The sequence below is a fragment of the Streptomyces finlayi genome, from assembly GCF_014216315.1.
Classification (GTDB): domain Bacteria; phylum Actinomycetota; class Actinomycetes; order Streptomycetales; family Streptomycetaceae; genus Streptomyces; species Streptomyces finlayi_A.
In genome coordinates this window covers 6583809-6608062 of record NZ_CP045702.1, presented here as the reverse complement: position 1 = coordinate 6608062, position 24254 = coordinate 6583809, and the positions used below count along the sequence as shown (strand labels likewise).

Annotated in this window: 21 protein-coding genes and 2 pseudogenes; 7 read left to right on the top strand and 16 right to left on the bottom strand. The window is 69.3% G+C overall.

The window, feature by feature from the left end:
* Window positions 1-144: 144 nt before the first annotated feature.
* A complete protein-coding gene (locus F0344_RS30270) occupies window positions 145-2775 on the bottom strand; it encodes an ABC transporter permease/substrate binding protein (protein ID WP_185301797.1) in 2631 nt (876 codons plus the stop codon).
* Window positions 2768-3859 (bottom strand): quaternary amine ABC transporter ATP-binding protein, encoded by a 1092-nt coding sequence (locus tag F0344_RS30265; RefSeq protein WP_185301796.1) that lies wholly within the window; start codon window positions 3857-3859, stop codon window positions 2768-2770. Before F0344_RS30265 ends, F0344_RS30270 begins: the two co-directional genes overlap by 8 nt.
* A gap of 374 nt (window positions 3860-4233) precedes the next feature.
* Here F0344_RS30265 and F0344_RS30260 point away from each other — a divergent pair, with 374 nt between their 5' ends.
* Both F0344_RS30260 and F0344_RS30255 read left to right on the top strand, forming a co-directional pair.
* The gene (locus F0344_RS30260) at window positions 4234-5142 is read left to right on the top strand and encodes a 5'-3' exonuclease (protein ID WP_185302964.1); all 909 of its coding nucleotides are present in this window, start codon (window positions 4234-4236) and stop codon (window positions 5140-5142) included.
* Between the two features lie 48 nt (window positions 5143-5190).
* On the top strand, window positions 5191-6033 hold the full coding sequence (locus tag F0344_RS30255; RefSeq protein WP_185301795.1) for a siderophore-interacting protein: 843 nt from the start codon (window positions 5191-5193) through the stop codon (window positions 6031-6033).
* 57 nt (window positions 6034-6090) lie between these two features.
* Here the strand turns inward: F0344_RS30255 and F0344_RS30250 are convergent.
* Window positions 6091-6243, bottom strand: a pseudogene (locus F0344_RS30250) (MerR family transcriptional regulator); the annotation flags it as partial.
* 147 nt (window positions 6244-6390) lie between these two features.
* On the opposite strand from F0344_RS30250, the gene F0344_RS30245 reads away from it, so the two are divergent.
* Entirely contained in the window at window positions 6391-6975 is a 585-nt protein-coding gene (locus tag F0344_RS30245) for a sigma-70 family RNA polymerase sigma factor (protein ID WP_185301794.1), read from the top strand.
* A complete protein-coding gene (locus F0344_RS30240; RefSeq protein ID WP_185301793.1) occupies window positions 6972-7727 on the top strand; it encodes an anti-sigma factor in 756 nt (251 codons plus the stop codon). Before F0344_RS30245 ends, F0344_RS30240 begins: the two co-directional genes overlap by 4 nt.
* A 111-nt stretch (window positions 7728-7838) precedes the next feature.
* Here the strand turns inward: F0344_RS30240 and F0344_RS30235 are convergent.
* A pseudogene (locus tag F0344_RS30235) lies at window positions 7839-8561 on the bottom strand (DUF1295 domain-containing protein).
* Between the two features lie 249 nt (window positions 8562-8810).
* On the opposite strand from F0344_RS30235, the gene F0344_RS30230 reads away from it, so the two are divergent.
* The 3 genes from F0344_RS30230 (at window position 8811) to F0344_RS30220 (ending at window position 11774) form a co-directional block, all read left to right on the top strand.
* Window positions 8811-10349, top strand: a complete 1539-nt coding sequence (locus tag F0344_RS30230; RefSeq protein ID WP_185302963.1) for a molybdopterin-dependent oxidoreductase — start codon at window positions 8811-8813, stop codon at window positions 10347-10349.
* A 69-nt stretch (window positions 10350-10418) separates the two neighbouring features.
* Window positions 10419-11066: a fasciclin domain-containing protein gene (locus F0344_RS30225; protein WP_185301792.1), complete on the top strand. Its 648-nt coding sequence runs from the start codon at window positions 10419-10421 to the stop codon at window positions 11064-11066.
* A 270-nt stretch (window positions 11067-11336) separates the two neighbouring features.
* The gene (locus F0344_RS30220) at window positions 11337-11774 is read left to right on the top strand and encodes an SPW repeat protein (RefSeq protein ID WP_185301791.1); all 438 of its coding nucleotides are present in this window, start codon (window positions 11337-11339) and stop codon (window positions 11772-11774) included.
* A gap of 320 nt (window positions 11775-12094) precedes the next feature.
* Here F0344_RS30220 and F0344_RS30215 read toward each other — a convergent pair whose 3' ends face one another.
* The 12 genes from F0344_RS30215 to F0344_RS30160 all read right to left on the bottom strand — a co-directional run bounded on the left by F0344_RS30215 (window position 12095) and on the right by F0344_RS30160 (window position 24136).
* Window positions 12095-14929, bottom strand: coding sequence for a DEAD/DEAH box helicase (locus F0344_RS30215; RefSeq protein WP_185301790.1), 2835 nt, complete (start codon window positions 14927-14929; stop codon window positions 12095-12097).
* A gap of 43 nt (window positions 14930-14972) precedes the next feature.
* On the bottom strand, window positions 14973-15866 hold the full coding sequence (locus F0344_RS30210; protein ID WP_185301789.1) for a diacylglycerol kinase: 894 nt from the start codon (window positions 15864-15866) through the stop codon (window positions 14973-14975).
* Between the two features lie 18 nt (window positions 15867-15884).
* Window positions 15885-16832, bottom strand: a complete 948-nt coding sequence (tatC, locus tag F0344_RS30205; protein WP_185301788.1) for a twin-arginine translocase subunit TatC — start codon at window positions 16830-16832, stop codon at window positions 15885-15887.
* Between the two features lie 49 nt (window positions 16833-16881).
* Complete coding sequence (gene tatA, locus F0344_RS30200) at window positions 16882-17175, bottom strand: Sec-independent protein translocase subunit TatA (RefSeq protein ID WP_185301787.1); 294 nt, start codon at window positions 17173-17175, stop codon at window positions 16882-16884.
* A gap of 216 nt (window positions 17176-17391) precedes the next feature.
* Entirely contained in the window at window positions 17392-17589 is a 198-nt protein-coding gene (locus tag F0344_RS30195) for a hypothetical protein (RefSeq protein ID WP_185301786.1), read from the bottom strand.
* 54 nt (window positions 17590-17643) lie between these two features.
* Entirely contained in the window at window positions 17644-17961 is a 318-nt protein-coding gene (locus F0344_RS30190; RefSeq protein ID WP_258050168.1) for a hypothetical protein, read from the bottom strand.
* A gap of 23 nt (window positions 17962-17984) precedes the next feature.
* A complete protein-coding gene (locus F0344_RS30185; protein ID WP_185301785.1) occupies window positions 17985-18941 on the bottom strand; it encodes a helix-turn-helix transcriptional regulator in 957 nt (318 codons plus the stop codon).
* A gap of 15 nt (window positions 18942-18956) precedes the next feature.
* The gene (locus F0344_RS30180) at window positions 18957-19910 is read right to left on the bottom strand and encodes a helix-turn-helix transcriptional regulator (protein ID WP_185301784.1); all 954 of its coding nucleotides are present in this window, start codon (window positions 19908-19910) and stop codon (window positions 18957-18959) included.
* Window positions 19911-20025: 115 nt separating this feature from the next.
* Window positions 20026-20400: an FKBP-type peptidyl-prolyl cis-trans isomerase gene (locus F0344_RS30175; RefSeq protein WP_185301783.1), complete on the bottom strand. Its 375-nt coding sequence runs from the start codon at window positions 20398-20400 to the stop codon at window positions 20026-20028.
* A gap of 43 nt (window positions 20401-20443) precedes the next feature.
* Window positions 20444-21379: an FKBP-type peptidyl-prolyl cis-trans isomerase gene (locus F0344_RS30170; protein WP_185301782.1), complete on the bottom strand. Its 936-nt coding sequence runs from the start codon at window positions 21377-21379 to the stop codon at window positions 20444-20446.
* Between the two features lie 126 nt (window positions 21380-21505).
* Entirely contained in the window at window positions 21506-22867 is a 1362-nt protein-coding gene (gene pafA, locus F0344_RS30165; protein ID WP_185301781.1) for a Pup--protein ligase, read from the bottom strand.
* Between the two features lie 9 nt (window positions 22868-22876).
* A complete protein-coding gene (locus F0344_RS30160; protein WP_185301780.1) occupies window positions 22877-24136 on the bottom strand; it encodes an MFS transporter in 1260 nt (419 codons plus the stop codon).
* Window positions 24137-24254: the final 118 nt, after the last annotated feature.

Genomic DNA, 24254 nt, shown 5'->3' with positions numbered 1-24254 from the left:
CTGCGAGCACCCTACGCATGTCGTTCGGGGTATGGCTCCGAAGCCGATGATGGGAAACCTACCGGGGAGTGACCGGCAGTACACCGAAAGGGACGGCCCCGGTGCGATACCGGGGCCGTCCCTTTCGGTGTACTGCGGGGTGAATCAGCTGCCGACGGGCGCCATCTTGTCGATCACGTCCGGGTTGGCGTCCATCCAGCGGCGGGCGGACTCCTTCTCCTTGCCCGCACCGCCCTTCTGGATCTCCACCTCGAGCGAGGCCAGCTGCGCCTCGGTGAGCTCGAAGTCCTTCAGCCAGCCGGTCAGCTCCGGGAAGTCCTCGGGGAAGTCCTTCTTGGCGACGGTGTGGATCTGCTCGCCCTTGCCCCAGGCACCCTTGGGGTCCTTGAGCTTCTTCAGGTCGTGCTTGCCGTAGGCCCAGTGCGGCGACCACAGGGTCACCACGACGGGCTCCTTCTTCTTGATCGACCGGTCGAGCTCGGCCAGCATCGAGGAGGTACTGGAGGAGACGACCTCGTACTCCCCCTCCAGCCCGTACTCCTTGAGGACCTTCTCGTTCAGCGTGCCCATCATCCCGGCGCTGGACTCGATACCGATGATCTTGCCGTTGAACTTCTTGCCCTGGCCCTTGAGGTCATCGAGCGAGTCGATGCCCTTCACGTACGAGGGAACCGTCAGCTCCAGCGAGGTCGGCCCGTACCAGGAACCGAGATCGGTGAGGTCGTCCTTGTAGCGGTCCCAGTAGTCCTTGTGCGTGGTCGGCAGCCAGGAGTCGAACTGGACGTCCATCTGCCCCTGCGCAAGACCGGTGTACAGCGGACCCGGGTCGAGCTGCTTGACGGTCGTCCTGTACCCCCGGTCCTCCAGCACGTTCTGCCAGAGGTACGTGCTGGCGATGGCCTCGTCCCAGGGGAAGTAGCCCATGTTCACGGTCTTGCCCGCGTCCTTGCCCTGCGCCGGGCCACCGGCACCGGCCGGCAGCGGGGCGAGCTTGTCGACGAGCCCCGGGTTCTTCTTCAGCCAGGCCCGGACGCCGTCCTGCTCCTTGGTCTGGCCGGCCGCCTGGATCTCGTTCTCCAGGCTGGTGAGCTGCTCCTCGGTGAGCTTGAACTCCTTCAGCCAGTCGGCGACGACGGGAGCCTTCTCGGCGAAGCCCTTGTGCGCGACGGTGTGGACTTCCTCGCCCTTGCCCCAGGCACCCTTGGGGTCCTTGAGCTTCTTCAGGTCGTGCTTGCCGTAGGCCCAGTGCGGCGACCACAGGGTCACCACGACGGGCTCCTTCTTCTTGATGGAGGCGTTCAGCTCGGCCAGCATCGAGGAGGTACTGGAGGAGACGACCTCGTACTCCCCCTCCAGCCCGTACTCCTTGAGGACCTTCTCGTTCAGCGTGCCCATCATCCCGGCGCTGGACTCGATACCGATGATCTTGCCGTTGAACTTCTTGCCCTGGCCCTTGAGGTCATCGAGCGAGTCGATGCCCTTCACGTACGAGGGAACCGTCAGCTCCAGCGAGGTCGGCCCGTACCAGGAACCGAGATCGTCCAGCTTGTCGCTGTACTTGTCCCAGTAGTCCTTGTGCGTGGTCGGCAGCCAGGAGTCCGTCTGGAAGTCGATGTCACCGCGGGCGACACCCGAGTAGAGCGGACCGGCGTCGAGCTGCTTGATGTCCGTGGTGTAGCCGCGCTGCTCCAGGAGTTCCTTCCAGAGGAAGGTGGAGGCGATGCCCTCGTCCCAGGGGATGTACCCCAGGTTGATCTTCTGGCCCTGACCGACGTCCGTACCGTCGGCCTGCGTGCTCTTGTCCTTGTCGCCGCCCGCGATGTTCAGGCCGCCCGCGATCAGCGCCAGGACGACCACGCCGACCATCGCGACCGCGGTGCCCGGCTTGTAGTGCGTGAACTTGAGGCGGCGCGCGGCGGCCGCGGCCTTGGCTGCTGCCCGGCGGCCGAGCGGGGAGACCCGCTCGTTGAGCGCCCCGGTCATCCGGTCCAGGTACATCGCGAGGATGACGACGGCGATACCGCTCTCGGCGGCCAGGCCGACCTGGAGCTGGGTGATCGCGGCGTACACCTTCTCGCCGAGACCGCCGGCTCCGGCCATACCGCCGATGACGACCATCGACAGCGACAGCATGATGACCTGGTTGATGCCGGCCATGATCGTCGGCAGCGCGAGCGGCAGCTGCACCCGGGTCAGGGTGTCCTTGGGGGAGGTGCCGAACGCCTCGGCGGCCTCGACCAGTTCGCTGTCCACCTGACGGATGCCGAGTTCGGTCATGCGTACGCCGGGCGGCATCGCGAACACGATGGTGGCGATGACACCGGGGGTGACGCCGACGCCGAAGAACATGACGCCGGGGATCAGGTAGACGAAGGCCGGCATCGTCTGCATGACGTCGAGCACCGGTCGCAGCGTGGCGCTGACCTTGTTGTCGCGCGCGGCCCAGATACCCATGGGAACGGCGATCACGATGGTGATGACCGCTGCCACGAAGACCAGCGACAGGGTCGCCATCGCCTCGCCCCAGAGTGCGAGGGAGTCGATCAGGGCGAAGCCCACGAAGGTGGCTACCGCCGGGACCACACCGCGCAGCCAGAAGGCGAGTACGGCGAAGATCCCCGCCATGAGCAGCGGTTCACCGCCGCTGAGCACGGCGTTGACGCCGTCGTACATGCCACCGAGCACGGCCTTGACGGCGTCGAAGATCCAGGTGAGGTTCGACTGCAGCCACTCGACCGCGTTCTCGACCCATTTGCCAAAGGTGAACCTAGGCACCGGCGGTCACCTTCTTGACGTCGCGCGGGGCGGGGAGCACCGTCTCGATTCGTGGTTCCTCGCCGAGGGCGGCGAGGAGCCGGTTGCGGGGTACGACGCCGATGACGTCGCCCTGCGCGTCGGTGACTGCGACAGCGACGCCACTGGTGGAGCAGGGGGTGAAGAGTTCGGCGATCGGTGTCTCCGCCGACACCGTCGCGGGCGCCTCGGCCAGCAGTTCCTCGTCGGAGCGGCCCTTCTCGGGCTGCTCCATGATCGAACCCGCGGTGAGCACGCGCGAGCGGTCGACGTCCTGGATGAAGGAGGCGACGTAGTCGTTGGCCGGGCGGACGAGGATGTCCTCGGCGGTGCCCTGCTGGACGATCTTCCCGTCACGCATCACGGCGATCCGGTCACCTAGGCGCATGGCCTCGTTGAGGTCGTGGGTGATGAAGACGATGGTCTTCTTGAGCCGCTTCTGCAGTTCGAGGAGCTGGCTCTGCATCTCGCGGCGGATCAGCGGGTCCAGCGCGCTGAAGGACTCGTCCATCAGGAGCAGGTCCGCGTCAGTGGCGAGCGCGCGGGCCAGGCCGACGCGCTGCTGCATTCCGCCGGACAGCTCGTCGGGCCAGGACTTCTCCCAGCCGGCGAGGCCGGTCATCTCCAGCGCCTCGGCGGCGCGCTTCTCACGCTCGGCGCGCGGCACACCCTGCACTGCGAGGCCGTACGCGGCGTTGTCCAGGACGCTCCTGTGCGGGAAGAGCGCGAAGTGCTGGAAAACCATGCTGATCTTGGAGGAGCGGACCTTGCGCAGCTCTCGGGGGCTCAGGGCGGTCAGGTCCTGACCGTCGAAGAGCACACGTCCGGCTGTGGGGTCGAGCAGTCCGTTGAGCATCCGCAGCAACGTGGACTTGCCGGACCCGGACAGACCCATCACGACAAAGATCTGGCCCGGTTCCACGGTGAACGACGCGTCGATCACCGCTGCGGTCGTTCCGTCGGCGCGCAGCTCCTCGCGGTCGGTGCCGCTTTCGAGTTTCCGCACGGCTTGATCGGGTCGTCTGCCGAATACCTTGTACAGGTGCTCAGCTTGCAGCCTTGACACATACACCTCACGCGTCGAACCGAAAACGGTCTGCCACCCCCGCCGGCAGACCGTGGAGCGGTGCGGATTCGGTCCGCACTGCACGCGCACTGGTTGAAAATGCGACGTGGTCCGCTCCGGTGGCGCGCCTGCCCCCACTTACGCAACCCAAACACGAGAGTGACCCAGTTCACTTTTGACCCCGGTTCACACGGGAACCTCACAGCACCGGCCGGAGACCGCGCACGGCACGGGTTCACCGCGCACGCCGCCGGTGCGGCATCCCTGTCAGCGGCGCGCGGCTTCCACAGCAGTGGCGTGCGGCTTCCACGTCAGTGGCGTGCGGCATCCCTGTCAGTGGTGTGCGGCATCATCGGGGTGTGACGCGACGCCTGATGCTCCTCGACACCGCTTCCCTCTACTACCGCGCCTATTTCGGCGTACCGGATTCGGTGCGCGCACCGGACGGCACGCCGGTCAACGCCGTGCGGGGACTGCTCGACTTCATCGGACGACTGGTGCAGGACCACCGGCCGGACGATCTCGTCGCCTGCATGGACGCCGACTGGCGCCCCCACTGGCGCGTCGAGCTGATCCCCACCTACAAGGCGCACCGGGTGGCGGTGGAGACACCCGCGGGCATGGCCGACGAGGAGGACACCCCCGACACCCTCGCCCCCCAGGTCCCGATCATCGAGGACGTCCTCGACGCCCTCGGGATCGCCCGGGTGGGCGTCTCTCCGTACGAGGCGGACGACGTGATCGGCACACTCACCGGTCTGGCGACGGGCCCCGTGGACATCGTCACGGGCGACCGGGACCTCTATCAACTCGTCGACGACGCCCGCGAGGTGCGGGTGCTCTACCCCCTGAAGGGCGTCGGCTCGCTCCAGGTCACCGACGAGGCGTGGCTGCGCGAGAAGTACGGCGTCGACGGCTCCGGCTACGTCGATCTGGCCCTGCTGAGAGGGGACCCGAGCGACGGCCTTCCGGGCGTCCCCGGCATCGGCGAGAAGACGGCCGCGAAGCTCCTCGACGCCTTCGGGGACCTGGCCGGGATCATGGCCGCGGTCGACGACCCCGCCGCCCGTCTGACCCCCGCGCAGCGCAAGCGCCTCGACGAGGCGCGGGACTACGTGGCGGTCGCGCCGAAGGTCGTCCGGGTCGCCGCCGACGTACCCCTGCCCGCTTTCGATCCGGCGCTGCCCCGCGAGCCGCACGACCCGGCGGCTCTCGAAGCCCTGGCGGAACAGTGGGGGCTGGGCGGCGCCCTTGTGCGGCTCCTCTCCACACTCCGGAGCTGAGATGCTAACTTAGGTAACCCTAAGCATTTCGGACGCAGGGAGACGCTCGTGGCAGAACGACCGGCACGCCAGGCACCCAAGGCTCAGGGAGCCCGGGTAGTGCGCACCGAGCGGCTCACCCCGCACATGGTGCGGGTGGTGCTCGGCGGTGACGGTCTCGCCGGCTTCGCGCTCTCCGGTTTCACCGATCACTACATCAAGCTGTGCTTCGCGCCTGAGGGCGCGGACTACAGCCACCCCTTCGACATGGCCGCCATCCGCGAGCAGTTCCCGCGCGAGCTGTGGCCGACCACGCGCACATACACCGTGCGCGCCTGGGACCCGGTCGCCCGGGAGATGACGGTCGACTTCGTGGTGCACGGCGATGAGGGCCTCGCGGGTCCGTGGGCGATGCACGCGGCCCCGGGCGACCAGGTGACGTTCCTGGGCCCCGGCGGGGGCTACGGGCCCGACGCGTCGGCGGACTGGCACCTTCTGGTCGGCGACGAGAGCGCCCTGCCCGCGATCGCGGCGACGCTGGAGCAGATGCCGGCGGGCGCGGTGGTCCTCGCGTTCGTCGAGGTACCGGACGCCTCGGAAGAGCAGAAGGTCGTCACGCCCGACGGTGTCGCCATCACCTGGCTGCACCGCGACGGCCGTCCGGTCGGGGATGCACTGACCGCGGCGGTGAAGGCCCTGGACTTCCCCGCGGGAGAGGTGCAGGCGTTCGTGCACGGCGAGGCTGGGTTCGTGAAGGAGATCCGCCGCCATCTCCGCCTGGAACGGCAGATCCCGCTCTCGCAGCTGTCGATCTCCGGTTACTGGCGCGCGGGCCAGAGCGACGACGCCTGGCGCGCCGTCAAGCGCGAGTGGAACGAGCAGGTGGAGCGCGAGCAGGAGAGCGCCGCGTAACACGAGTGCGCCCCACGCACAGGAACCCCGGTGACCGGCCAGGACGGTGACCGGGGTTCAGGCGTTCCCGGCGGCCCGGCCGTCACCGGCGCCAGCCTCCGCCTCCCCGCTCCCGTCTCCCCCGTACACCCGCGCCGACACGTCCACGTGCGCGAGCCGTCGCAGCGCGCTGAACATCGCCTCGCCCAGCACCGTGCCGACCACCACGCTCCGCTTCCCGGCGGGACGGCGTCGGAACCACACGGCCTCACGGATTCCCGGCAGCGTGGAAGAATTTCCGCCGACTGACCAATCCGTACGGGTGACGGCTCCGAATCACACCAGGGAACCGATGCGCCGACCTGGAGGAAAGCCCGCGTGAAAGAAGCCGTCCACATCAGCGGAGCCCCCTCCGCGGGGCCCGATCTCCAGGAACTCCTGGTGAGGGCCGCCAGGGGGGACCAGCACGCCTTCGCCACGGTGTACGACGCGGTCTGCGGACCCGTGCTCGGTCTGGTGCGCAGTGTCCTGCGGGACCCGGCCCAGTCGGAGGAAGTGGCGCAGGAGGTGCTGGTGGAGGTGTGGCGCACGGCGCCCCGCTTCCAGCCGGACCGCGGGAGCGCCATGAACTGGGTGCTGACGCTGGCCCACCGCAGGGCCGTCGACCGGGTGCGTTCGGCGGAGGCCGCGGCGGCCCGCGAGCACAAGGCCGCGCTGCTGGACCGTAGGCCCGACTTCGACGAGGTGTCGGAGCAGGTCGAGACGCGACTCGAACGTGAGCAGGTCCGACGCTGTCTGCGGTCGCTCTCCGAACTGCAACGCCAGTCCGTGACCTTGGCGTATTACCAGGGTCACACCTACCGCGAGGTATCGGAGCTGTTGTCCGTGCCTCTCGGGACCATCAAGACACGGCTGCGCGACGGGCTGATCCGGCTGCGCGACTGCCTGGGGGTGAACGCATGAGCACCGCTGAACTCCACACACTGACCGGGGCCTACGCCCTGCACGCGCTGCCCGACGACGAGCGCACCGAGTTCGAACGGCACCTGGGCGCCTGCGAGGCGTGCTCCCAGGAGGTACGGGAGTTCACCGCGACCGCCGCACGGCTCGGGCTCGCGGTGTCCCGCACACCGTCGGCAGGACTGCGCGACCGCGTGCTGCGCGAGGTGGCGACCGTACGCCAGGAGCCGCCGTCCCACAGCCGGCTCAACCGGGCCACCAGGGCCGGGGACCGGGCCCGGCGCCGGACGACCAGTTATCTGCTGGCCGCCTGCCTCGCAGCCGCGGCGGCGTTCGGCGGGGTCGCGGTCTGGCAGAACGAGCTGGCCCAGGACGCCCGGCAGGAGGCGAACCGTGCCGAGCAGCGGAGCGATCAGCTCGCCCAGGTGCTCGCGGCCTCGGACGCGAAGACCAACTCCGGGACCCTCAAGGGGGGTGCCCGGGCAACCGTCGTCGTCTCGCGGAGCGCCGACCGCGCGGTGTTCCTGGCCTCGGGGATGGAGCGGCCACCGGCCGGCAAGGTGTACCAGCTGTGGTTCGACGAGGGCGGCACCATGCGGTCCGCCGGACTGATGGACCCGTCGGCGTCGGACGGCGCCGTACTGATGGACGGACCGGTCGGCGATGCGTCCGGGATGGGCGTCACCGTCGAGCCCTCCGGCGGCTCCGAGCAGCCGACCTCCGCACCACTGGCCCTGATGGGCCTGCCGACCTGAGCCACCTGGCGAGGCTGAACGGGAAGGACCCGGTGGCGGACGGCGCCACCGGGTCCTTTCACGCGCTGAGGGGGGAGGGTTCCGGCCGGGCGGGTGTCGGCCGGTCACCGCTCAGTCCCGGCGCGGGGGCCGGGGGAAGAACCCGCTGGTTCGCGCCCGGTACGCGGCGAAGCCCGGCCGCCCGGCCATGTGCCGCTCCAGAAGCGCCTTGCCGCTGCCCCTGATCAGCAGCCAGCTCATCACCAGGGGCGCCACGATCGTCGCCGCCGACACCGCCGGCTCTTCGCAGACGAACAGGAACAGCCCCCACCACACACGGAAGTCACCGAAGTAGTTCGGGTGCCTGGTCCATGACCACAACCCCCGGTCCATGATCCGCCCGCGGTTGGCCGGGTCGGCCCTGAACCGTGCCAGCTGCCGGTCCCCGACGGCATCGAAAGCCAGGCCGACAGCCCACAGCCCCGCCCCCGCCCAGGCCCACCACGTCAACGGCCCCGTCAGGTACTGCGCCGCCTGTACGGGCAGCGAGACCAGCAGGACCAGCGCCCCCTGGAGGAGATACACCTTGCGGAGGGCGTACAGCGCCGGCTTTCCGCGCCCCTTGGCGAGCATCGCCGCGTAGCGCGGGTCCTCGCCGTGTCCACGGCCGCGCCGGGCGATGTGGACGGCGAGCCGCAGGCCCCAGACCACGGTCAGCCCGGTCACCAGGAGACGGCGGCCGTCGTCCCCTTACCCCGAGGACAGGGCGTACGAGACGAGCGCGACAGCAGCGAACCCGATCCCCCAGGCGACATCGACGATGCGGTGCACACCCCTGCGCAGGGCGAGCGCGATTCCGGCTCCCTCCGGTCCTGCAGGCGTGCGTGGGCACGGGTCACGTGCCCTTCGGGGTCATTCGTGGCAGGTGCCGCGAAGGATTGGCCGACGGCAAAGATTCATTCGATCGAGTGAGGGACCAATCCGCGGCCCGACCGGGACCGAATCACCGGTGTGAAAGCAGATCAGAACGATTCGCAGCCGCACAGGGCCTCCGGGTCCCGGGCATCCCGCTGGGCGCGCGCCCTGTTCGCCGCGCTCAGCGGTCTGATCGCCGGGTTCTGCGCCCTGTGTGTCGCCGAGCTGGTCGCGGCTGCCGTGCGACCCGAGGCGGGTCCGGTCACGGCGGTGGGCGGAGCGGTCATCGACCGCACTCCCCCGGCCGTCAAGGACTTCGCCGTACGGAACTTCGGCACCGCCGACAAGCTGGTGCTTCAGCTCGGCATCCTCGTCCTCCTGGCGTTCTTCGCCATGGCGGTGGGGGTGCTGGCGCTGCGGCACCGGCGGCTCGGTGCGGCGGCCGTCCTGGTCTTCGGTGTGGTCGGGGCAGTGGCGGCGACCGGGCGGCCCGAGGGCCGGCCGGGCGACGCGCTGCCTTCGGTGGTGGGTGCCCTGGTGGCCGCAGGAGTGCTGTATCTCCTGATCGGACGGCTTGCCCCGAGGACCCTTCCCTCTCCCGCGGCTGGGGAGACGGAGGTCCGGGCGGACCAGGGCACCTTCGACCGGCGCGGATTCGTGATCGCGGCGACCGCCGCGGCGGTCGCCTCGGCCGGCGCCGGTTACGCAGGGCGGCGGGTGACGGCGTCCCAGCAGGCGGGGGCGTCCGCTTCACGCGGCGGGATCACACTGCCGGTCCCGGATTCGGCGGCGCCCGCACCGCCCAGCGGCGCCGATCTGGGCATCCGGGGGCTCAGCTCCTTCGTCACCCCGAACAAGGACTTCTACCGCGTGGACACCGCGCTGGTGGTGCCGCGTGTCGACGCCGGCCGCTGGCGGCTGCGTATCCACGGGACGGGCGTGCGGCGGCCTGTCACGCTCGGCTTCCAGGATCTGCTCGAACGGAAGCTGATCGAGCGGGACATCACGCTGACCTGCGTGTCCAACGAGGTGGGCGGCCCCTACGTCGGCAACGCCCGCTGGATCGGCGTACCGCTGGCCGACCTGCTGCGCGAGGCCGGGGTGAAGCCGCCCTCGAAGGGCGGGAGCGCCGACCAGCTCGTGGCCCGGTCCGTCGACGGCATGACGATCGGCACTCCTGTCGAGGACGTCATGGACGGGCGCGACGCGATGCTCGCGCTCGGGATGAACGGTGAGCCGCTCCCCTTCGACCACGGTTTCCCCGTCCGGATGCTCGTCCCCGGCCTGTACGGCTACGTGTCCGCCTGCAAATGGATCAAGGACATCGAGCTGACGACCTTCGACGCGTACGACGCCTACTGGGTCAAGCGCAGCTGGTCGCGGCAGGCGCCCATCAAGACCCAGTCGCGCATCGACACCCCCCGCCCCTTCGCCTCCCCCAAGGCGGGCACGGTGCAGGTCGCCGGGGTCGCCTGGGCACAGCAGCGGGGAATCGCCCGGGTCGAGGTCCGGGTGGACGGAGGCCCGTGGCAGACCGCTCGGCTGGCAGCCGAGGACAGCAGGGACACCTGGCGCCAGTGGGTGTGGGAGTGGCCCGCCACCACCGGCAGTCACAGCCTCGAAGTCCGCGCGACGGACCTTACGGGCGCCACCCAGACCGACAAGCGCGTCGGCACCGTCCCGAACGGGGCGACGGGCTGGCATTCGGTGGTGGTCAACGTGCCCTGAATCACATCACCCCTACTCACAAGCCATATATCAGTCACAGACGAACAACATTCGAACCAGGAGAACACCATGAACACCCTTCGCTTCCGTCGCGCCGCCATCGCCGTGTCCGCCGCAGCCGTCCTGCCGCTCGCCCTCTCGGCGTGTTCCAGCGACACCAAGGACTCCGCTGCCGGATCCACCCCCTCGGCCGCCTCCTCCGAGCCCGCGGCGCCGGCCGAAGAGGCGACGGCCGACACGGACAAGCCGTTCGGTCCTGGCTGCGCTTCCGTTCCGGCGGACGGCGCGGGCTCCTTCGACGGCATGGCGCAGGACCCGGTCGCGACGGCCGCGTCCAACAACCCTGACCTCTCCACGCTGGTCACGGCCGTCAAGCAGGCGGGTCTGGTCGACACCCTCAACAACGCGCAGAACATCACGGTGTTCGCGCCGACGAACGACGCCTTCGCCAAGGTCCCGAAGGCCGACCTGGACGCGCTCCTGGCCGACAAGGCCGCGCTCACCAAGGTCCTCACCTATCACGTGGTCGGTGAGAAGCTGGCGCCGAAGCAGTTGGAGAACGGCTCCTTCGACACCCTGGAGAAGAGCAAGCTGACGACGACGGGTTCGGGTGTGGAGTACACCGTCAACGACTCCTCGAAGGTGGTCTGCGGCAATGTGCCGACGGCCAACGCCACGGTCTACATCGTCGACTCCGTCCTGATGCCCCCGAAGTAGCGGGGAGCGGCGCGAGCACTTCGGCGCCGCGCGGTGACGGTCGTGTGATGCCCCGGCGACAGCTCGCCCCGCAATCTGCCGCCCGACGGGAAACCGGCGACAGGGTCACACGACCGCCACCGCACAGGCCGTTCCGCTCACAGATTTCCATCGCCAATTCGATCGGAAATCTACACATAAGCGGCAGATAAGTGCAGAATGGGCATGGTAGGTGCCCACCGCGTGCACTCATCCGGCGGTCGGGCCTGTAGCTCGAAGGAGACGAATCTCATGAGCAACGTCTCGCGCACTAGGAGTGACATAGGCGCTCACCCCGATGTGCCTGAAATGCAAGCGCGGCACGACCGCATCATCGGTGGACGCGACGTAGCCCTCGTGGACGCACCGGTACTTCTGGTCGGGCTGTACTGCGCGGTCTCGCCGTGGGTGCTCCACTTCACGGCGAGCCAGCCCGCCCTGGTGGCGCACAACCTCGTCCTCGGTATCGCGATCGCGGTGCTGGCACTCGGATTCACCGTGATGCCGGAGCGGATGTACGGACTGAGCTGGGCCATCTGCGCCATCGGTGCCTGGCTCATCGTGTCGACGTGGATCGTGGGCACCAGCCCGGACGCCGGGGTCATCTTCAACAACGTCATCGTCGGCGGACTGACCGTCCTGCTGGGCATGGCCTGCGCGGGAATGGTGATGAAGAGCAAGAAGACCTGAGCACGCCGGCAGGCGACCGAGGCCCCGGCTGGGCAAGCACTCCCTGCCGGGGCCTCAGTCCGGTCAGCCCCCGGACTCAGCGCCGCCCCACGTCCTCCGTCGGCCCGAATGACGGGCAGCACCGCTTCGGCCGTCGCCTCGGCGAGAGCGGCCACCGGCCGACTCGGGGGCACAGGCTGCGCCTCCCTCAGCCCGCCCGGCGTCCATGGACCGGGGTCCGGGGCGGAGCCCCGGTTCCGGTAAGGGGCGGGAAGGGGAAGGAACAGCCCGCCACGGGCGCCCACCCGCACCCCGGGCCGACACACCCACCCTGCCTCGCCTCACCCCACAGAGCTGTACGCCACCACACCCCGCAACACCGCGTCGACCGCCTTGTGCGCACTCTTCGCCACAGAGCCGCCCGCCCCCTCCCGAGGCGCCGCGGCCGCGATCTGTCCCAGCACATCGATCACCTGCTTGCACCACCGCACGAAGTCCCCCGCAGGCATCTCGGCCTCACGCAACACCTCGTCGAGTGTCCGCCCGGAGGCCCACATGTAGACCGCCCAGGCGAACCCGAGGTCGGGTTCACGCTGCCCGACGCCCTCCGCCTGGTTGATCTTGAACTCTTCCTCCAGGGCGTCCAGACGGCCCCAGATCCGCACCATCTCGGCCATCGCCGACTTCGCGGGCCCGCTCGGCAGCTTCGGCGCCACCGCGTCGTCGGCCTGCCGCGCCTCGTACACCAACGCGGAGACGCATGCCGCGAGTTCGGCCGGGTTGAGCCCCTCCCAGACACCTTCCCGCAGGCACTCACTGGCGAGCAGATCGAGCTCGCCGTAGAGGCGCGCCAGCCGCCGCCCGTTCGGGGTGACCTCGTTGTCGCGCAGATAGTCCAGCTCGGTGAGAAGCGCCACGATCCGGTCGAAGGTCCGGGAGATCGTGTTCGTGCGCCCGGCGATCCGGCTCTCCAGCTGCTTCGTGTCACGCTGCAGCCGGTGATACCGCTCCGCCCACCGCGCATGGTCCTCACGCTCGTCGCAGCCGTGGCAGGGGTGCGCCCGCAGGGCCGTCCGCAGCCGGGCGATCTCTCGGTCGTCGGCCGCGGCCGCGCGCTCCCTGCGGTGCCGGTCGGGCACCAGGTGCCCGGCCTTCGACCGCAGCGCCGACGCCAGATCGCGCCGCGACTGCGGCGACCGCGCGTTGAACGACTTCGGCACCCGCATCCGGTCCAGCGCCTCCACCGGCACCGGGAAGTCGATCGACGCCAGCCGCTTGACCTGACGCTCCGCGGTCAGCACCGTCGGCCGTGGCCCTTCGGCGTACTCCGCCCCCCGGTGCCCGTTGGCCCGCCCGGCAGGCAGCCCCGGGTCGAGGACGAGCGCCAGTCCGGCGAACTTGCCGGTCGGCACATGAATGATGTCGCCCGGCTTCAGCTTCTCCAGGGACGCCGCCGCCGCGACCCTCCGCTGAGCCGCCCCCTGCTTGGCCAGCTCCGTCTCGCGGTCCTTGAGGTCGCGTCGCATCCGCGCGTACTCCTCGAAGTCACCGAGGTGGCACGTCATGCCCTCGCGGTAACCCTCCAGGCCCTCCTCGTTCCGCTGGACCTGCTTCGAGATGCCGACGACCGAACGGTCCGCCTGGAACTGTGCGAACGAGGTCTCCAGCAGCTCACGCGAGCGGTGCCGCCCGAACTGGTGCACGAGGTTCACGGCCATGTTGTACGAGGGCCTGAAGCTGGAGCGGAGCGGATACGTCCGCGTACCCGCGAGCCCGGCCAGTCCACTCGGGTCCATGCCGCGCTGCCACAGCACCACCGCGTGGCCCTCGACGTCGATCCCGCGCCGCCCGGCCCGGCCGGTGAGCTGCGTGTACTCGCCGGGGGTGATGTCGGCGTGCTGCTCGCCGTTCCACTTGACCAGCTTCTCCAGGACGACCGAGCGCGCCGGCATGTTGATCCCCAGCGCAAGCGTCTCCGTCGCGAAGACCGCCTTGACGAGCCCGCGGACGAACAGCTCCTCGACGACCTCCTTGAAGGTCGGCAGCATGCCCGCGTGGTGCGCGGCGATACCCCGTTCCAGCCCTTCGAGCCATTCGTAGTAGCCGAGGACGTGAAGGTCCTCACCCGGGATGGAGGCGGTCCGCTCCTCGACGATCTCCCGCACCAGCCGGCGCTTGTCCTCGTCGATCAGCCTGAGCCCTGCCTGCAGGCACTGCTGAACGGCGGCCTGGCAGCCTGCCCTGCTGAAGACGAAGGTGATGGCGGGCAGCAGCCCCTCGTGGTCCAGCCGGTCGATGACCTCGGGTCTCGACGGGGTCCAGATCCGGCTGCGCTGACGGCGCTCCCGCTCCCGGTCGGCCTCGCGCACCATCTTGCCGCGGCGCCGGTCCCGGGGGTCGTACCCCGACTGGTTCTCCATGCGGGCGAGCCGGACGAGGTCCGGGTTGACCTCACGGCGCCCCGTTCCCCGGCCTCCGTGGTCGGTCTCCTCCTCGAAGAGGTCGTACATCCGGCGCCCTGCCAGCACGTGCTGCCACAGCGGCACGGGACGGTGCTCGGAGACGACCACTTCGGTGTCTCCGCGGACGGTGCCCAGCCAGTCGCCGAACTCCTCGGCGTTGGACACGGTCGCCGAAAGGGACACCAGGGTCACGGACTCCGGCAGATGAATGATCACTTCCTCCCACACCGCACCCCGGAAGCGGTCGGAGAGGTAGTGCACCTCGTCCATCACGACATAGCCGAGGCCGGTCAGGGACTGCGAGCCCGAATACAGCATGTTCCGCAGGACCTCGGTGGTCATGACGACCACCGGTGCCTCGGAGTTCACGCTGTTGTCACCGGTCAGCAGGCCGACCTTGTCCGCACCGTAGCGCCGGGACAGATCGGCGAACTTCTGGTTGGACAGCGCCTTGATCGGGGTCGTGTAGAAACACTTGCGGCCCTGCTGGAGCGCGAGGTGCACGGCGAACTCGCCGACGATCGTCTTGCCCGAACCGGTGGGCGCCGCCACCAGCACGCCCTTGCCCGCCTCCAGGGCTTCGCATGCCTCGACCTGATAAGGGTCGAGGCCGAATTCGTACATCTCGCGGAAGGGCCCGAGGGCCGTGGCCTGCTCGGCCGCACGAACGCGAGAAGCCTGGTATCGCTCAGCTGGTGAGAGGTCCTCTGTCATCTTGATATGAGCCTACCCGCCACCTCTGACAGCCAGGCGATCTTTAATTCTCCGGAAGCAGAACCCTCACCGCGCCCGGCACGAGCGTGGCCGTGAGGGGCAGCGCGCCCAGCGGTTCACCGTCCGCGTAGGCGGTGACACCCGCCGCCGCCAGCTCGATCGAGGAGACGCGGTGCACGGTGACCGCGGGGTGGCCGAGGTGCGTTCCCTTGTACACCCTGGGAAACACCTTGAGCAGCGTCGTCCGGCTGCAGTCCCCGACCACGGTCACGTCGAAGAGGCCGTCGTCCATGACCGCGTCCGCGCAGATCCGCATGCCACCGCCGTACGTGGAGCCGTTGCCGACGGCGATCAGCGTCGCCTCGACCTCCCGCACAGGTCCCCCGTCGAGCCGGACGCGGTACGGAACCGGCTCGAACGTGGCCAGCTCCGCGAGGATCGCCAGGTCGTACTTGAAACGGCCTCCCCAGCGCATCCGGTTGCCCCGGTCGTTCACCCGTGAGTCGAAGCCGGAGGCGAGCACGGAGCCGAACCACCGTTCACCGACCCGTCCGAGGTCGATGTCCCGGACATGCCCCTCCTTGAGGGCCCGGGCGGCCAGCCGCGCGGCGGCGGCCGGGTCGCGTACCGGCAGCCCGAGCGCCCGGGCGAAGTCGTTGCCCGTACCGACGGCGACGACACCGAGCGGGGTCGTGGTGCCGGCCAGGGCCTGAAGGGCGAGAGAGGCCATGCCGTCCCCGCCCACGGCTATCAGCGCACCGGTCCCGGCGCCCACGGCCTCGCGGGCCCGGCGCAGAGCGTCGTCGGCGTCACCACCGAGGACCGTACGCACAGAGAACCCGGCGTCCCGGAACGCGGAAGCGGCCGGCTGCGCGGCGTGCGCGCCCCGGCCGCGTCCGGCGGTGGGATTGACGAAAAGGGTGATCTGGCTGGTCACCCGCCGGACCTTACAAGGTCAGGTGATGTCGTCGTAACCGTTGACCCGGTGCGATCGTGCACCGTCCGACTCGCCGGTGGCCTGCTCCGGCAGCGGGGTACGCGAGGCGGACACGGCTTCCGGGGTGAGGTCCAGCCGCGATGCCTCGTCGTCGTCGAGTTCGGCGTCGGGGTTGGCCCGGCGCCTGCGCTTGTCGTTGAGGAGGGAGAACCCTGTCGCGATGAAGTAGAGGACGGCCAGCGGTCCCGCGAGGAGCAGCATGGACAGCGGTTCACCGCCCGGGGTGGCGATCGCCGCGAAGCCGGTGAGGCCGATGATCATGCCTCGCCACCAGCCGAGCATCCGCTTGCCTGAGACGATGCCCGTCATGTTCAGCGCGATGAGGAGCAGCGGCAGTTCGAAGGCCAGACCGAAGACGATCACCATGCGGGTGAGGAGGTCCAGGTAGCTGTCGAGCCCGATCTGGTTCTGGACGTCGCTGGGAGTGAACCCCAGCATGATCTCCGCCGTCTGCGGCAGGATCGAGTACGCCAGGTATCCACCGGCGAGGAAAAGCGGCGCTCCGAGGACCGCAAAGCCGTAGGCATACCGCTTCTCGCCCTTGTGCAGACCCGGGGCCACGAACGCCCACAGCTGGTAGAGCCAGACCGGGGCGGCCAGCAGCACACCTGACATCAGGGCGACCTTCAACGCGTTGGTGAAGGGTCCCATGAGGGTGTCGGTCTTGAGCAGGGCGCAGGGGCTCCCGTTCTTGGAGACGACGACCGCGCCCTCACAGCCCACCGAGCTGATGAGCGGGCTCAACAGGAAGTCGTAGATGTCCCTCTGGAAGAAGGCAGCCACGACCGTCACCACGACAATCGCCAGTACGGCCTTCAGCAGCCGGTTACGCAGCTCACGCAGGTGATCGAGGAGGGGCATACGCCCCTCTTCGTCCTTCTCCTGCTTGCGGGCAGACTTGAGCAACCCACTTCCCTCGTCTCGTACGGCAGCTGTCGGTTAAGCCCGTCAGCTGTCAGCTCTGGGTGGTGGGCTTGGGCTCGCTGACCGGGCGGGAGCTGGTGACATCTCCGGGCGCGGCCTGGATGGTACGGGCGGCGGTCGCCTGCGGGGCCTGGTCCGTCACGGTCTCCGTCGTGGGCGCGGCGGGCTCCGCGTCGTCCTTCTTCATCGCCTTGGCCTCGCTCTTGAGGATGCGGGCCGACTTGCCGAGCGAACGCGCCATGTCAGGGAGCTTCTTGGCACCGAAGAGGAGCAGGATGACAGCGATGATCAGAACGATCTCGAGGGGCTTCAGATTGCCGATCATGTGCGACTTCCTTCTCACTGAGGCGACTGGAGGGTGGGCTCTCTACCCGTTCGATCGGACATAGGTCCGATCTGTGCGCTGGCAGCGATCGTATCCCGCAGGAGTAAACGTGAGGCAATGCCCGTGCGTACGCCCGGTTGCGGCCCGCACCTCCCTGCCTGGGCCGACCTCAAGAGCGTACCCCCCGAGCTTGCGAAACAGGAGGGCGCTGCCCTTCTAACGCAAGGCCTCACCCGTGGCGGCGAGACCGGTCGCGGCACGTTCCAGATCCTCTGCCGCCCGATTGATCCGCTGGGTGGTGGCGGAAACCTGGCGGCCCAGCCGCTGGGCCTCGACGAAGACCTTGACGGCGAGTACGCCGAGTACGGCGATCCCCAGGAACCCCAGGGCGATGGCGAGCATGGGCCAGAACATGCGGCGGTGCCTCGATGTCGTCGTGTTCTACAGGGCGGGTACTGAAGCGCGGGCTTACGGAGCGGTGTGAAGGCGCAGCGTCCGCACCCCTCCACCAGTGAGGAGTTCGATGATGCGCTCCCCGGCGGGCTTACGGACTGCGGCGCCGCACTCGGGGCAGGTGAAGGAGTAGAAGGTGGTGCGGCTGCTGGCGCCGATCACGAGGCGCAGCGCCCCCGCCGGGAGTTCGAAGCGTCCGCGGCAGTCGGGACAGGCTGCCTTGAACCGGACGGCGGCGGGGACAGGTACCGGGACAGGTGTGACGACGGGCAGGGTGGCCGACGATACGGCCGCCCCTGCCTGCGCATCGGATATTACGGATGTCTGGTCCATCTCCTGCGCCCTCCGCCCGCCGCTCAGGCGACGTCGTCGTACGCGGCGAGCGCGTCCCGGGCCGCCTCCCGCGCACTCCGCGCGAGCTCCGGCGGGGAGACGATCCGGCCTTCCCCGCCGAGCCGCAGCGCGAGCCTGCGCAGGGAAGCCGGGTCGGGGGTGCGCAGAGTGATCCGCAGGCCGCCGTCGGGAAGCTCGTCGGCGCTGTCGTGCGGGTAGTACTCGGCGACCCACCGGCCACCGGGCCCCACCTCGATCACGACCTCCGGGTCCTCGGCCGCGGGCTGCACCAGTCCTTCGGAGAGGTCCCGCAGCTCCAGCTCCGGCGGGGCGGACGGGGCGTCCAGAAGACGGATCTCGGCGACCCGGTCCAGCCGGAACGTACGCCGGGCCTCGGAGAGCCTGCACCACCCCTCCATATAGGTGTGGCCCACGGCGAACAGCCGGATCGGGTCCACCTCGCGCTCGGTGAGCTCGTCGCGTGCCGGGGAGTAGTAGCGCAGCCAGAGCCGCCGCCGCTCGGAGATCGCCCGGTCCACATCGGCGAATACGCCACCCTCGGCCTCGAAGGTGACCGAGAGCCGCGAGCTGGCGGCCCCCACCTCACCGGCGGCGGTCTCCAGTTTGGCGGTAGCGCGGACCAGTGCGAGCCGGTCGCTCTCGCGCAGCCCGGGCAGCGTGGCCACCGCGCGCGCCGCGACGAGCAGGGCGGTCGCCTCGTCCGAGGCGAGGCGCAGGGGCGCCGCGACGTCGTCCGGGTTGTGCCACCAGATCCGGTCGCCGTCGGTGTCGATGTCGAGGAGGTCCCCGCCCCGGAAGCTCGTCCCGCACATGGGGAGCACGTCCAGGTCGGAGATCAGCTCGTCCTCGGTGATCCCGAACGCCCGGGCGACGTCCTGGACGTGGGCGCCGGGGCGCTCACGCAGATAGGTCACCAGGGAGAGCATCCGGCGGGTCTGGTCGATCGCGTTCGTGGCCATGAGCTACGGGTCCCCTCAGTCCTTGGCCACGGCGCGCAGCCGGTCCATCACATCGGCCCGCAGATCGGCGGGTTCCGTCACGACCACGTCCGGGCCGAATTCGACGAGCCAGGCGTCCAGCCCGTGTCCGTACGGAATCTCCAACTCGTCCCAGCCGTTCCCGAGTTCCCGGACCGATATCGCCCGGGACCGCAGCGGGTATCCGGACCCGGCGCGCAGCCTGATCCACGCGGACCTGGTGGCGGTCTCGCCGGCCCAGCTCTCCACGGTCTCGCGCACGGTCACGACATCCGGCACCTGGGCGGTGAAGGCCCCGGCGCGCGAGCGGACCCGGCCGGTGATCCGGGAGAGCCGGAACACCCGCTCGGCGCCGCGGTCGCGGTCCCAGCCGGCCAGATACCAGTGGCCGCGCCAGCACTCCAGGGTCCAGGGCTCGACCTGGCGCTGCTCATGGCGGGCGGCGTTGCCCTTGCGGTAGTCGAAGGTGACCGGGCGGCGGTCCCGGCAGGCGAGCATCAGCGGCTCGAACGCCGCCTCATGAACCGGGATGCGGGGTTCGAGGGCGCTGTGCACCTCGTAGGCGTCCTCCGCCTCGGGCATGCCCGCGGCCCGCAGCTTCTGCAGGGCACCGCTGGCCGCTCCGGCGAGGCGGGCCTGCTGCCAGACCTTGGCCGCCAGTCCCAGGGCGGCGGCCTCCTCGGCGTCAAGCGTGATCGGAGGCAGCCGGTTGCTGTCACGGCGGGCGAGATAGCCGGTCTCGGCGTCAAGGTTCTCCACGGTCTCGATGACCAGTCCGAGTTCGCGCAGGTCGTCCTTGTCGCGCTCGAACATCCTGTTGAAGGAGTCGTCGGTCCCCGCTTCGAGGTACGCCTCGATGGACTCGCGCAGCTCGCGCTTGCTGAGCGGGCGCCGGGTGCCCAGCAGGCACAGCGCCAGGTTCATCAATCGCTCCGCCTTGGCAATCGCCATCGACGCCCTTTCTCTCCATGCTCTTTGACCCTCGACCGTACCGCCCAGGGGTGTCCGGACAAAAGCGAGGGCCCGTGCCTCACGGCACGGGCCCTCGTTCACGCGCGACTGTGGATCAGACGCCCATCAGGTCGCAGACGAAGATCAGCGTCTCGCCCGGGGCGATGGCACCGCCGCCGGCGCCGCGGTCACCGTACGCGAGGTTCGCGGGGATGATCAGCTCGCGACGGCCGCCGACCTTCATGCCCTGCACACCCTGGTCCCAGCCCGCGATGACCTGACCGGCACCGAGCTGGAACTTGAGCGGAGTCCCGCGGTTCCACGAAGCGTCGAACTCCTCGCCGGTGGAGTAGGCCACGCCCACGTAGTGGACGGAGACGGTCTGGCCTGCCTTGGCGACCTCGCCCTCGCCCTCCCAGATGTCCTTGATCTGCAGGTCGACCGGCGGCTCGCCACCCGGGAATTCGATCTCGGGCTTCTCGATGCTCACTGAATTGCTCCTCTAAATGATGAACTGGGCAACCGGGACAGTCTTACATCTTTGCCAGGATGTCGACTGCGAACACCAGCGTGGAGTTGGCGGGGACGGTCTGCTGCGCCTTGTCGCCGAACCCCTGGTCCGGCGGGATGACCAGCAGCACCCGGCTGCCGACCTTCTTGTCGACCAGACCGTCCTTGAGGCCCTTGAGGGTGATCTGGGCCAGCGGGAAGGTCGCGGTCTTGCCCGTCTGGTAGGTGCTGTCGAACGGCTTGGAGCCCTTCCACAGCAGACCCACGTAGTTCACGACGACGCTGTCGCTCTCCTTGATGACCTCACCGTCGGACTCCAGGACGTAACTGGAGACCAGCTTCTTGGGCGGGTCGCTCTTGGGGATCGTGACGGTCGGCGCCTTGCCGTCGGTCTTGGTGCCCACCTTCGGCAGGTCGATGTTGTCCTGCGCGACTTCGGAGCCCTTGGCCGAGGCCGGGATCTGCGTCGCCTTCACGATGTCGACGACGAAGACGAGCGTGGCGTTGGGCTTGATGTCGCCCTGGCCCTGAGCGCCGTAACCGAGCTCCGGCGGAATGACGAGCTCGACGCGACTGCCGACCTTCTGGCCCACCAGGCCCTTGTCCCAGCCCTGGATGACCATGCCGGCACCGAGCGTCAGATCGAAGGGCTGACCCTTGTCGAAGCTGTTGTCGAAGGGCTTGGCGGAGTCCCACGACTGCCCGAGGTAGTTGACCTGGATCGCGTCGCCGTTCTTCAGCTTCGCGCCGTCACCCCCACTGATGACCTCGGTCTGCAGCTCCTTGGGCGGATCGCCCTCGCCCTTCGCGAGAGTGGGCTTCTCGCCGAACTTCGCGCCTGCGGTGATCGCGGGCACTCCGTTCTTGGACGAGGCGGAGTCGGAGCCCTTTTCGTCGCCGCAGGCCGCTGTCGACAGCAGCAGGAGGGGGACGACGAGAAGGCCGGCAAGTCGGCGCACTGGTTCCTCAGATCTCAGACGGCACGTTGGTTGGGTCCACGACACTCTAGGGCGTGGACAGGGCCCCGTACGAGGAACGTACGGGGCCCTGTCGTCACCTGAGGTGCCGGGACATCGTGCGCCCGGTCACATACCGGCGATCAGTTTCTCCACCCGGTCGTCCACGGACCGGAAGGGGTCCTTGCACAACACGGTGCGCTGCGCCTGGTCGTTGAGCTTGAGGTGGACCCAGTCGACGGTGAAGTCCCGTCGCTGCTCCTGGGCCCTGCGGATGAAGTCCCCGCGCAGCCTCGCCCTGGTGGTCTGCGGGGGCACCGACTTGCCCTCGAAGATCTTCAGGTCGTTGCAGATGCGGGCGACCTGTCCCTTGCGCTCCAGCAGGTAGTAGAGCCCTCGGCGGCGGTGGATGTCGTGGTAGGCGAGGTCTATCTGGGCGACCCTCGGATTCGACATGGTCATGTTGTGCTTGGCCCGGTACCGCTCGATGAGCTTGTACTTCATGACCCAGTCGATCTCGGTGCCGATCCGGTCGAGGTCCTCCGCCTCGATCGCGTCCAGGGTGCGGCCCCACAGTTCGAGCACCTGGTCGACCGTGCCGGTGCGGATGCCGCGGCGCTCCACGAAGTCGACGGCCTTCTCGTAGTACTCGCGCTGCACCTCGATGGCCGAGGCCTCACGGCCGCTGGCCAGGCGCACCTTGCGCTGTCCGGTGATGTCGTGGCTGACCTCGCGGATGGCCCGGATCGGGTTCTCCAGGGTCAGGTCGCGCATCACGGTGCCCGCCTCGATCATGCGGAGCACCAGGTCGGTCGCGCCGACCTTGAGCAGCATGGTCGTCTCGGACATGTTGGAGTCGCCCACGATGACGTGGAGGCGGCGGTACCGCTCCGCGTCGGCGTGCGGTTCGTCCCTGGTGTTGATGATCGGTCGCGAGCGCGTCGTCGCGGAACTGACGCCCTCCCAGATGTGCTCGGCACGCTGGCTGACGCAGTAGACCGCTCCGCGCGGAGTCTGCAGCACCTTGCCGGCACCACAGATCAGCTGTCTGGTGACGAGGAAGGGAATGAGGATGTCCGCGAGCCGGGAGAATTCTCCGTGCCGGGCCACGAGGTAGTTCTCGTGGCACCCGTAGGAGTTTCCCGCCGAGTCGGTGTTGTTCTTGAAGAGATAGACGTCGCCCGCGATTCCCTCCTCGTGCAGGCGGCGTTCGGCATCGACGAGCAGTCCTTCGAGAATGCGCTCGCCGGCCTTGTCGTGCGTGACCAGCTCGGTCACGTTGTCGCATTCGGGGGTTGCATATTCCGGATGCGATCCCACGTCGAGGTAGAGGCGGGCGCCGTTCCGCAGGAAGACATTGCTGCTGCGGCCCCATGACACAACACGGCGGAAGAGGTAGCGCGCCACTTCGTCAGGTGACAGTCGGCGCTGTCCCCTGAACGTGCACGTGACGCCGTACTCGTTCTCCAGCCCGAAAATGCGGCGGTCCATGACTGAACATTACGCCTTATGGCCTGAGCTGAAACCGGGTTCGACGGCCCCGTTTCGATCATTTTCCGATCCCGTCACAACAGTGGGCGTACGCGCGGGAACTGCGAGGACCCCTCCGGTGGCCAGGAGGACCACCAGCGCGGCCACTCCACCCGCCCCCGCGACGCCGAAACTCCACGCCGTCCCGCCGAGCTCGACGGCCGGGCCCGCCAGGGCCGTTCCGGCCGCGGCGCCTACACCGAACGTGGTCACGAGCCAGGAGAACGCCTCCGTGACCGTGCCGCGCGGTGCGTGCCGGTCGACGACGATGAAGGAGCAGGCGATCGCGGGCGCGAGGAACACGCCGGCGAGTGCGGCGAGCCCGGTCATGGCGGCCACACCCGGGGTGAGCGTCAACGGCAGATAGCCCAGCGCCAGCAGGGCGACGATGACGCGCAGCCGCCGCTCGGGCGCACCGGCCCACTGCCGGGCCCCGTAGACCACTCCGCCGATCAGCGCGCCGAGCCCGAGGGCCGCCATCAGCCAGCCGTACACGGACGCGTCGCCGTGGTCGTCGGCGTAGGCGACACCCGCCACCGTGATCGAGCCGAGGGCCGTGCCGACGAAGAAGAACGATCCGAGCAGGGCGAGCAGTCCGGGTGAGCGCAGAGCTCCGAGCCAGTGCGCCTCGCGGGGTGCGGAGCGCCAGGTGCGGGAGGGCTCGGACAGGACGACGGACAGGGCCCCGAGGACCCCTATGGCGTTGATGACGACGAGCGCCACGGCGGGCGACCAGAGTGCGACGAGGACAGTCACGAGCAGCGGGCCCAGGGTGAACATGATCTCCTGGGCGACGGCGTCCATCGCGTACGCCCGGTGCACCCGGTCCTGCGGCCCCAGGACGGTGGGCCACAGAGCACGCAGGCCGCCCTCCAGCGGGGGCGTGCAGACTCCGGCGATGACGACGGCCAGACAGGCCAGCGGCAGCGGGTCGAGGCCCACGAGGGCGAAGAGCGCCATGCCCAGTGCCGAGAGCACGGCGGCGGGGAGCTGGACGCGCGGCTGGCCGTGGAGGTCCACCGCACGGCCGAGCAGGGGCTGCCCCACGGCCGTGGCGAGCCCGTAGGCGGCGGCCAGGGCGCCTGCCAGCGTGTAGCTGCCGCCCTCCGCGCGGGTGAACAGGACGATCGCGATGTGGGCGGTGCCGCTCGGCAGACGTCCCACGAGCGTTCCCGTCAGCAGCCGCGTCGCGTGCCGCGCCCGGAGGACGTCCAGATATCCCGCGGCCATGCCTGCCCCTCTCGCTCGGACGGGCGTGCGACCCGGCCGAGGTGTTACGTATAACTTCGAGACTCATACGTACCATGTGCGCAGTCCGGGGTCCACCTCACGGTGTCCGGACATCAAG